Origin of the sequence: Amycolatopsis minnesotensis (genome assembly GCF_039529815.1) — a bacterium.
Classification (GTDB): Bacteria; Actinomycetota; Actinomycetes; order Mycobacteriales; family Pseudonocardiaceae; genus Amycolatopsis; species Amycolatopsis minnesotensis.
Genome location: NZ_BAAANN010000002.1, coordinates 380454 through 389943, shown reverse-complemented (window position 1 = coordinate 389943; position 9490 = coordinate 380454). Strand labels below are relative to the sequence as shown.

9 protein-coding genes and 1 pseudogene are annotated in these 9490 nt (G+C 69.9%); 5 read left to right on the top strand and 5 right to left on the bottom strand.

Annotated features, from left to right (window positions below):
- From ABD256_RS03965 to ABD256_RS03955, 3 genes and pseudogenes are all read right to left on the bottom strand, one after another.
- Window positions 1–126 (bottom strand): annotated as a pseudogene (locus ABD256_RS03965) (IS630 family transposase); the annotation flags it as partial.
- 50 nt (window positions 127–176) lie between these two features.
- On the bottom strand, window positions 177–1004 hold the full coding sequence (locus ABD256_RS03960; protein WP_344413449.1) for an SAM-dependent methyltransferase: 828 nt from the start codon (window positions 1002–1004) through the stop codon (window positions 177–179).
- Between the two features lie 23 nt (window positions 1005–1027).
- A complete protein-coding gene (locus tag ABD256_RS03955) occupies window positions 1028–2560 on the bottom strand; it encodes a M48 family metallopeptidase (RefSeq protein WP_344413448.1) in 1533 nt (510 codons plus the stop codon).
- Window positions 2561–2713: 153 nt separating this feature from the next.
- Between ABD256_RS03955 and ABD256_RS03950 the strand changes: the two genes are divergently transcribed.
- A complete protein-coding gene (locus ABD256_RS03950) occupies window positions 2714–3904 on the top strand; it encodes an RtcB family protein (protein WP_344413447.1) in 1191 nt (396 codons plus the stop codon).
- A gap of 43 nt (window positions 3905–3947) precedes the next feature.
- On the opposite strand, the gene ABD256_RS03945 is transcribed toward ABD256_RS03950, so the two are convergent.
- Entirely contained in the window at window positions 3948–4484 is a 537-nt protein-coding gene (locus tag ABD256_RS03945) for a CHAP domain-containing protein (protein WP_344413446.1), read from the bottom strand.
- 115 nt (window positions 4485–4599) lie between these two features.
- Here ABD256_RS03945 and ABD256_RS03940 point away from each other — a divergent pair, with 115 nt between their 5' ends.
- Window positions 4600–4968 carry a hypothetical protein gene (locus ABD256_RS03940; RefSeq protein WP_344413445.1) on the top strand — a complete coding sequence of 123 codons (369 nt, stop codon included), beginning with the start codon at window positions 4600–4602 and terminating at the stop codon, window positions 4966–4968.
- Window positions 4969–5215: 247 nt separating this feature from the next.
- On the opposite strand, the gene ABD256_RS03935 is transcribed toward ABD256_RS03940, so the two are convergent.
- A complete protein-coding gene (locus ABD256_RS03935; protein ID WP_344413444.1) occupies window positions 5216–6385 on the bottom strand; it encodes an MFS transporter in 1170 nt (389 codons plus the stop codon).
- 77 nt (window positions 6386–6462) lie between these two features.
- On the opposite strand from ABD256_RS03935, the gene ABD256_RS03930 reads away from it, so the two are divergent.
- Genes ABD256_RS03930 through ABD256_RS03920 form a run of 3 tightly spaced genes read left to right on the top strand, consistent with a single transcriptional unit; the run spans window position 6463 to window position 9160 of the window.
- Entirely contained in the window at window positions 6463–7209 is a 747-nt protein-coding gene (locus ABD256_RS03930; RefSeq protein ID WP_344413442.1) for an SDR family NAD(P)-dependent oxidoreductase, read from the top strand.
- Between the two features lie 59 nt (window positions 7210–7268).
- Entirely contained in the window at window positions 7269–7721 is a 453-nt protein-coding gene (locus tag ABD256_RS03925; protein ID WP_344413440.1) for a Fur family transcriptional regulator, read from the top strand.
- Window positions 7718–9160 (top strand): catalase, encoded by a 1443-nt coding sequence (locus ABD256_RS03920; RefSeq protein WP_344413438.1) that lies wholly within the window; start codon window positions 7718–7720, stop codon window positions 9158–9160. Before ABD256_RS03925 ends, ABD256_RS03920 begins: the two co-directional genes overlap by 4 nt.
- Window positions 9161–9490: the final 330 nt, after the last annotated feature.

The window sequence follows — 9490 nt, the reverse complement described above, 5'->3', positions numbered from 1 at the left end:
TCCGTCCGCGACCGCCAGCACGATCCGAGCCCGCTCGACATGACTGGCCCGGATCGCCCGTGACCGTGTCCACGACTCCAAGATCGCCCGGTCCTCACCACTGACCATCAAACCCGACGAAGACATGCCCCATCATCGCAAACCCACAGCCGTAAACCAATTAACGACGCGCGACACTAGCTTCTGGTCGCGGTGAGGAAGCCGACGCCGGACGCCTCGTCGACGGGGCGTCCGTAGGCGGCGGCCAGTTCCTCGCGGTCCCGGCCGGTGGCTGTCCACCCTCGGGCGGACAGCCACTCCGGGCCGTCCGTGCCGAGGCCGCCCTTCCACATCTCGGTGACGTGCTTGCCCGCGTGGTGCGCGCGGGCGAGCGCCGTCAGCCCGGTGCCGTCGGGGCCGGGCCGGTGCTCGAACGAAATCCGGCTCCCCGGCGCCGACAGTTCGGTGACCGTCGTCAGCAACGCCGCCGCTTCGTCGTAGGTGAGGTAGATCAGCAGTCCTTCGGCGAGCCACGCCGTCGGCGCGGCCGGGTCGAAACCCGCGTCGGTGAGCGCGCTCGTCCAGTCTTCACGGAGATCCGCTGGGACTTCGACCCGTTCGCAGCGCGGTCGCGCACCTTGGCCGGAGAGCACGTTTCCCTTGAACCCCAGCACTTCGGGAAAGTCCACTTCGAACAGCCGCGTGCCGCCGGGCCACGTGAGCCGGAACGCGCGCGCGTCCAGCCCCGCGGCGAGGAGCACCACCTGGGTGCAGCCGGAGCCGAGGAGGTAGTCGTCGTAGAACCGGGTGCGGACGGCCACCTGGGTGGCGAAGAGCTGCCCGAACGCCTGCCGTTCGCCCTGCGCGCCGGTCGGCGCACCGGGGAGCTGTGCGCGCCCCGCTTCGAAAAGCGCGGCGGAAAAGGGATCGTCGAACAGCTTGTCCGGCCGGAGCTGTTCCTGTGCGCGCAGCCCCGCGACCCCGATGGCGGTCCGGCCGACGGGCGGCAGCGAAGTGTCGGTCATGCCCCCAAGATAGGGATTTCCGGCTACCGCATCAATGTCTTCGCGGCAGGCGGGTGCGCACCGGGCCGCCGGTCGAGGTCGGCACCCGCGTGCTTCAGCCGGTCTCGCAGGCCGGAGGTGCGGGGCTCGTCGGCCACCGCGTCGTCGAGGAGTGCGCCGAGACCGTCGGCGTGCGGTGCGTCGACGGTGAAGGTGGCGGGCCCCGTCCACGACAGGGCCCAGCGCGCCACCCCGGCATCCGCCAGCGCCACATCGACCACAGTGGATAGTCCTTTTCGGACGTCTTGGCGCGCGAACTCGCGGCGTGCTCTCGGCCCGGCGCTCACCGCGGGCTGGGCGGTGGTGGTGACCAGGTCCGTCAGGCGACCGGCGTCGAGCGCGTCGAGGTAGGTGCGCACCGTGCCTTCGCCCCCGATGGCCCTGGCGGCGGCGTCGAGCGATTCGAGCGCGCCGGGAACGGCTTCGGAGCGGCAGCCGAGGTTGACCACGGTCTCCCAGCCGGCGCGGTGTTTCGTGGCGGCCTCGGCGACCAGTCCGGTGAGGAGCGCGGCGTCGAGGGTGGTGGCGTGCTCGCGGAGCAGGGTGGTGGCGGGGCCGGTGCCGTGCTCGATCGCGGGCGGCAGGTTCAGCCGTTCGACGGCGGCCACCCTGGTGGCGAGCGGCGGATGCGTGTCGTAGCGGGACGAGACCGCGGGCGGGTTTTCGCGGACCTCTTCGAGCATGTCGTGGTTTCCGGCGAGCAGCGCGGTGTAGCCGCCGAACACGTCCGACGGGAGATAGCCCGATTCCCAGCCCAGCACGGCGTAGCTCGACAGGAAGTGGTCCCAGGACGCGTCGATCGCGGTGACCTCCCGCAGCGCGCTCGACGCGGCCGCGGATCCGGCGGCACGGGCGCTCGCCTCGTCCGCCGCCCGCTCCTGCCTGCGGCAGACCGCGCTGGACACCAGGAAGTAGAGCTTCGCGTAGTGGCGGAACACGAACTTCAGCAAGCGCTGGAACAGTTTCGCACTGTCCAAAGCAGAAATCGTCGCGGTGATCGAGCGCTGCCCGCGGTAGGTGACCCCGGCGAGCCTGGTGTCGCGGTTGCCGTAGTGCCCGAGTTCGTGGGTCAGCACCGCGGCGAGCTGGTCCTCGCGCAGCCCGGCCAGCAGCGGCGCGCCGATGAACAGGCGACGGCATTTCGACCGCAGCCCGAACAGCGCGGTCTCCTCGTCGACGGCCGCTTCGACTCCGGAAACGAGGTAGATCTCGTCCGGTGGCCGCGTTCCCGCGACCTCGGCGAGCCCGCGGACGAACGCCCACAGCTCCGGCTGGCGCTCCTCGGGGAGCCGGAGCCCGTCCGGTGCGCTCTTCGGCGGTTTCGCCAGCATGGCAAGGCCTTTGAGCAGCACGGCCGACGCGGGTACCGCGAAGAAGCCGATCTTGATCGCGGTGACGTAGGCGTGGCTCGCCGCCTCGATTTCGAGCACGACGAGACCGGCGATGATCGCGAGCACGAGCACCGGGAACCCGGCGAGCAGCACGACCGCCGTCAGGGCGCGAACGGGTAGCCGCATGATGAACGAATTCCTCCCCGGAAGGGCGTTCCCCGACGCCGGGGAAAGTGTGCCATGCCCGCCGCCGATCCGAAATCTTGTTGTCCGAGCCGCAACCTTCGCGCGATCCTTCCCCGGCGCGGAAAGCGCGGAACCAGTCGAGAGAAGGAAGCCATGTACACGGCAGTAGAAGGCGCCCGCGTGCCGATCCGGATGTGGGCGGACCCGCAGTCGGTCGAAGAGGCCGCCCTGCGGCAGTTGCGCAACGTCGCCGACCTGCCCTGGGTGCACGGCGTCGCGGTGATGCCGGACGTCCACTACGGCAAGGGCGCGACGGTCGGCAGCGTGATCGCGATGCGCGACGCCGTTTCGCCCGCCGCGGTCGGTGTCGACATCGGGTGCGGGATGAGCGCCGTCCGCACCTCGCTGACCGCGAAGGACCTCCCCGACGACCTCGGCGCGCTGCGCGGCCGGATCGAAGCCGCGGTGCCGGTCGGATTCCACCTGCACAAGAGCCCGGTCAACACCGCGGTGGTGCACGGCGTCGGCGGCTGGGACCGGTTCTGGGGCGCGTTCGGTGACCTGCACCCCGGCGTGCAGGACCTCCGCACGCGCGCGCACCTGCAGGTCGGCAGCCTCGGTGGCGGGAACCACTTCATCGAGGTGTGCCTGGAGCAGGGCGGTGCCGACGAGGGACGCGTGTGGCTGATGCTGCACTCGGGCTCGCGCAACATCGGCAAGGAGCTGGCGGAGCGGCACATCGGTGTCGCGCGGAAGCTGCCGCACAACGCGGACCTGCCGGACCGCGACCTCGCGGTGTTCGTCGCGGGCACGCCGGAAATGGCGGCGTACCGCAGGGACCTGTTCTGGGCGCAGGACTACGCGGCCCGCAACCGCGCCACGATGGTCGCGCTGGTGAAGCTGGCGCTCGCGGACACTGTGCCCGGCGTCCGCTTCGACGACGCGATCAGCTGCCACCACAACTACGTCGCCGAAGAGACCTACGACGGCGTGGACGTGCTGGTGACGCGCAAGGGCGCGATCCGCGCGGGGAACGGGGACCTCGGCATCATCCCGGGCAGCATGGGCACCGGTTCGTACATCGTGCGCGGGCTCGGCAACGAGAGCGCGTTCCATTCCGCGTCGCATGGTGCCGGTCGCCGGATGTCGCGGACGAAGGCGAAGAAGATGTTCACGGAGGTGGACCTCGCGGCGCAGACCGAAGGCGTCGAATGCCGCAAGGACGCCGGTGTGGTGGACGAGATCCCGGCCGCGTACAAGGACATCCGCACGGTGATCGAGGCGCAGGCGGATCTGGTCGAGGTGGTCGCGCACCTCAAGCAGGTGATTTGCGTGAAGGGCTGAAGAACCGTTGCCGGGCCCCGTTTTCCCGGGGCCCGGCGCTGGTTCAGTCCGCGGAGACCCAGCCGTAGATGTTCGCGGGCCGTCCCGCCGCTTCGGCGTGCCGCGGGTCGAAGGGCCCGTGCTTGCTCACCTTGTCGCCGGAGTTCCCTTCCACCGTGGTGATCTTCCCGCCGGAGACGGCCACGACGATTCCAGTGTGGACACTCGTGTCCACACTGGAGGGTCCGGTGCCGTAGAGCACGATGTCACCGGTGTGCATACCGGTGTCGGTGCCGTGCGCCCTGTTCTTCTGCTTGCCCCAGGTGTAGATGTCGCCGGTGAAGCCGTAGTTGGGGATGTCGATCCCGGCCTTGCGCCAGGCCCAGGTGGCGAAGTGCGCGCACCAGGATTCGCAGGGCCCGTACGGGGTGCAGTTGCTGCCGGGCGGCTGCTCGCCCGTGCCGATCTCGCCGTTGGCGAGTTTCGCGATCTCTTCGCGCACACTCGCGGCCTGCTGGCCGGACGCGGTGGCTCCTGGTGTCGCGACGGCGACGCAGGCGGCGGACAGCGCGCCGATCACGAGTGTCCTGACGAGTTTCATCGGGTCTCCTTCTGCGGTGGGTTCGGCCGCGTCCCCAGGAGCGCGGGTCCATGTTGCACATTCACCGCATGTTTGAGCAATAGGTAAATTTACGTCTCGCGGTAGACTCGAGGGCATGAAACTGGGGTATCGCGCCGCCGGGCTGACCTGCTGCCTGCTCCTCGCGGGGTGCTCGGAGGTGGATTCGGCCGTCGACACGGTCAGCGGCACCACCGACAAGGTCAGTGCCTGCGCGGAGGCGATCGGGCTCGCCGATCTCCACCCCGACCCCGAGAAGCTGAAGGCACGCGCGGAGGACAAGGTGCACCGGCTCCGCGAGCTGGCCACCAACGTGCAGGACAGCGATGTCAAGAAGGCCCTGTTCACGATGGCCGACGGTTACGTGGAAGTGCAGAAGGAGCACGTCGAAGACCTCGGCGTGCTGGGTAAGTGGATCAAGCGGAACGTCGACCGCCTGGACCAGTTGCGCAAAGTCTGCCTCTGAGAGATCAACCCCCACCCGATCCCGGGGCGAGCCCCGCGGCCCCCGTAGGTGACCGCGACGGGCGCTTGGATGCCCTTCCCTCAGGTCCAGTCGATCAGAACGTCATAGACCCGAGGTGCGTAGCGCGCACATACGGATCCCAGGCTGCGGTCGTGCTGCCTGTGAACAGGTATTCGTAACACTCGCTACGGCGCTCCTCGAACCAAGCAATTGCGGCAGATACGACCGGGTCTGTCTCGCGACGGCGTTAACCGACGGGCTGCGGGGCGCGGACACGGATGAGCACGATCGCGGCGGCGGCGAACACGAACCCGCCGATCCCGGCGGCGGCGAAACCCCACGCCGACGACGAGTGGTCGAGCACGACGCCGATCACCGGATTCCCCAGAGCCAGACCGAGCTTCTGCGCCGCGTCCTGCAACCCCATCGCTTCACCGCGGGCTTCGGCCGGAGCCAGCTTGCTGACGCTTTCGCTCGTCGCCGCGATCGTCGGCGCGCAGGCCAGGTTCGCGGGTACCAGCGCCAGTGAGAGCAGCCACCACGGGTGCACCAGCAGCGCCACCGGGATCATCAGCGCGGCGAGCAGCAGCATCAGGGTGAGCTGGCTCAGCGAGCGCCGCGCGGCACCGTGGATGAGCCCGCCGACGAGCGAGGCGGCGCAGATCACCGCGTACGCCAACCCGGTCCAGGCGACCGAATCGGTTTCCCGCAGCGCCGCCACCATAGCCAGTTCCATTCCGGCGAGGACGAACACCGCGGCGGCCGCCACCACCAGCGTCCCCGCCAGCGGGGCGCCGAGCCAGCTTCGCAGCGGCGGCCGCGCGTGCCCGTGCGCGGCTTCGTCCTCGTGCCGGATCGGCGGGTTCCACCAGTAGAGGAGCGAGCCGACGACGGCGAAGCAACAGCCGATCGTGGTGAGCGCGACGGTGCTGGAGAACTGGGTGCTCAGCACGATCGCCCCGGCGGGGCCGAGCATGAACGACGCCTCGACGGCGACCGTGTCGAGGGAGAACGCGGCGCGCCGCCGATCGGGCGGCACGAGCGCGGTGAGGATCTGGCGCCCGATGGAACTCGCCGGCACCGCGAGCATCCCGGCGGGCAGCGCGACCACGAGCAGCACCGCGAACGGCAGGTGCGGGGCGCCGACCCAGTACGCCGTCGAGGCGACGGTGCACAGCGCGATCACCGGGCGGAGGCCGTGCCGGTCGATGAGGCGGCCCACCACGGGCGCGCCGAGCGCGCTGCCGATCGTGGTCGCGGTGCCCACCAGGCCGGCGGCCCCGTACCCGCGGCCGAGCGTGCTCACGATGTGCAGCGTCAGCGAGAGGCCCATCGCCGTACCGGGGAGCCTGGCGAAGAACAGCAGCACCAACGAGAAGCGCACGTCCGGGATGGCGAGAACGCGGCGATACGACACACCACGATGAGAGCGGACCTTGGTACGCGCGTGCAACTTCTTTTGCGGCGCCGGCGCCCGGGGACACAATTCAGGGCATGGACGACTTCGCGGGGCGCACCGGATCGGCGCTCGTCACCGGCGGAAGCGGCGGCCTCGGCGCCGAGATCGTGCGCGTGCTGGCCGCGCGCGGCGCGCGGGTGGCCTTCACCTACCTGCGCAACGCCGAGGGCGCGGCGAAACTGGCCGCCGAGGTGCCCGGTGCCACGGCGCACCGGCTCGACCTGGCCGACGAAGAGCGCACCGCGGCCGTGGTCGCCGGGGTCGGCGCGCTGCACACGGTCGTCTACGCGTCCGGCCCGCACGTGCCGATGGTGCACCTGAGCCGGGTCGAACCGAGCGCGTTTCGCGGGCAGATCGTCGCCGACGCCGCCGGGTTCTTCACCCTGGTCCGCCACGCCCTGCCCGCGCTGCGCGAGAGCAGGGGGTCGCTGGTCGCGGTGACGACGGCGGCGAACCGGCGCTTCCCGGTCCGCGACGGCCTCTCCGCCGCGCCGAAGGCGGCGGTCGAGGCGGTGGTGCGCGGGATCGCGGCGGAGGAGGGCCGCTTCGGCGTGCGCGCCAACAGCGTCGGTCCCGGCATGATCAACGACGGCACGGCGATCCGGCTGATCGAGTCCGGCGACCTCTCCGAGGAGGCGCTGGAGATCACCCGGCGCAACATCCCGCTCCGCCGCTTCGGGCGCGCGGCCGACATCGCGGAAGCGGTGTGCTTCCTCGCTTCCGATCGCGCCGGGTTCATCACCGGCCAGTCGCTCGACGTCGACGGCGGGTACGGCGTGTGACACCCGGCCGAGGGCCTTTTCTTGACTGATTCCAGAAAACCCGGCAAGCTGGCCGGGTCATGTCACACCAGGAGAAGTTCGTTCGCGAGAGCCTCAAGGCGGCCGGTCTGCGGATAACCGCCCCGAGGCTCGCGGTGCTCGAATGGCTTTCCGGCCACCCGCACACCACCGCCGACCAGGTCGCCGCCGGGGTGCGCGAGCGGCTGGGCTCGGTGTCCACCCAGACCGTCTACGACGTGCTGGGCGCGTGCGCCGGTGTCAACCTGGTGCGGCGGATCGAGCCTGCCGGGCACCCGGCCAGGTTCGAGACGCGAACCGGGGACAACCACCACCACCTCGTGTGCCGCTCCTGCGGCCGCACCGAGGACGTCGACTGCGTGCACGGGTCGGCGCCCTGCCTGGAGCCCTCGACCACCGCCGGGTTCCAGGTCGACGAGGCGGAGGTCGTCTTCTGGGGACTGTGTCCCGATTGCGTGAACAACCACCACCACAACGAGGAGGTATCGGCGTGACGAAGCCGACCACCAACAACGTGGGCATCCCGGTCGCCAGCGACAACGACTCGCTGACACTGGGCGCCAACGGCCCCATCCTGCTCCAGGACCACTACCTCATCGAGAAGAACGCGCAGTTCAACCGCGAGCGGGTGCCAGAGCGCGTGGTGCACGCCAAGGGCGGTGGTGCGTTCGGTTTCCTCGAGGTCACCGAGGACGTCAGCCAGTACACGAAGGCGGCCCTGTTCCAGCCCGGCGCGAAGACCGACAGCCTCATCCGGTTCTCCACCGTCGCCGGCGAGCTCGGCTTCCCCGACACCGTGCGCGACCCGCGCGGGTTCGCGGTGAAGTTCTACACCTCGCAGGGCAACTACGACCTCGTCGGCAACAACACGCCGGTGTTCTTCATCCGCGACCCGATCAAGTTCCCCGACTTCATCCACTCCCAGAAGCGCCGTGCGGACAACCACCTGCACGACCACGACATGCAGTGGGACTTCTGGACCCTGCGGCCGGAGTCGGCGCACCAGGTGACCTGGCTGATGGGCGACCGCGGCATCCCGAAGACCTGGCGCCACATGAACGGCTACGGCTCGCACACCTACCTGTGGGAGAACGCGGGCGGCGAGAAGTTCTGGGTCAAGTACCACTTCAAGACCGACCAGGGCATCGACTTCCTGACCCAGGGCGACGCGGACGCGCTGGCCGGGTCGGCGCGCGATCACCACCTCGCCGACCTCTACACCAGCATCAAGGCGGGCGACCACCCGTCCTGGACGCTGTACGTGCAGGTCATGCCGCACGACGACGCGGCGGACTACCGGTTCAACCCGTTCGACCTGACCAAGGTGTGGCCGCAGGGCGACTACCCGCTGATCAAGGTCGGCAAGTACACCCTGAACCGCAACCCGTCGAACTACTTCGCCGAGATCGAGCAGGCCGCGTTCGAACCGGCCAACCTGGTGCCCGGTATCGGCCCGTCGCCGGACAAGATGCTGCTCGGCCGCCTGTTCGCCTACCCGGACGCGCACCGCTACCGGATCGGCCCGAACTACACCCAGCTGCCGGTCAACGCCGCCAAGTCCGAGGTGAACAGCTACGCCAAGGACGGCGCGATGCGCTACAGCAACCCCGCCGACCCGGTGTACGCGCCGAACTCCTACGGCGGCCCGCACGCCGACGCGGCACTGGCGGGCGAGGCCGCCTCGGCCTACGGCGCGTCCGGTGAGGTGCTCCGCTCGGCGTACAAGCTGCACGCCGAGGACGACGACTTCGGCCAGCCGGGCACGCTGGTCCGCGAGGTCCTCGACGACGCCGCTCGCGAGCGGCTGGCGAACAACATCATCGGCCACGCCTCCAACGACGTCTCCCGGCCCGTGCTGGAGCGCGTCTTCGAGTACTGGCGCAACGTCGACAAGAACCTCGGTGACAAGGTCGCCAAGGCCTTCGAGAAGTAAGCTCCCACCACGAGGTGACGGGCCGGCGAGCACCGCTCGCCGGGCCGTCGCCGGGCCGTTGTCGTGTCCCGTTCTGGGGCGGGCGTGACGTGTGTGGGTGGCGTCGCGGTCCCCCGGCGACACGCCGTGCGGCGACCAGAGCGACACGCGGCACAGCGGGGTGATCATGGGCCGCCCAGCGCCAATGCAGCCATCCGGGGCGCTCCGCTGTCCGATCGGGTGAGCCGGTCACCTTTCGTGTCCACAATGGACGAGTTTCATGATCTTTTGAGCGAGTACGACCGTATTGGCGTTCACCACTTGCGGGGTCTGGTGGCGAAATAAATTCGG

Excerpts from the sequence above, each read along its gene's own strand:
- ABD256_RS03960 (WP_344413449.1), bottom strand. The coding sequence starts at position 1,004 with ATGACCGACACTTCGCTGCCGCCCGTCGGCCGGACCGCCATCGGGGTC.
- ABD256_RS03955 (WP_344413448.1), bottom strand. The coding sequence starts at position 2,560 with ATGCGGCTACCCGTTCGCGCCCTGACGGCGGTCGTGCTGCTCGCCGGG.
- ABD256_RS03950 (WP_344413447.1), top strand. The coding sequence starts at position 2,714 with ATGTACACGGCAGTAGAAGGCGCCCGCGTGCCGATCCGGATGTGGGCG.
- ABD256_RS03945 (WP_344413446.1), bottom strand. The coding sequence starts at position 4,484 with ATGAAACTCGTCAGGACACTCGTGATCGGCGCGCTGTCCGCCGCCTGC.
- ABD256_RS03940 (WP_344413445.1), top strand. The coding sequence starts at position 4,600 with ATGAAACTGGGGTATCGCGCCGCCGGGCTGACCTGCTGCCTGCTCCTC.
- ABD256_RS03930 (WP_344413442.1), top strand. The coding sequence starts at position 6,463 with ATGGACGACTTCGCGGGGCGCACCGGATCGGCGCTCGTCACCGGCGGA.
- ABD256_RS03925 (WP_344413440.1), top strand. The coding sequence starts at position 7,269 with ATGTCACACCAGGAGAAGTTCGTTCGCGAGAGCCTCAAGGCGGCCGGT.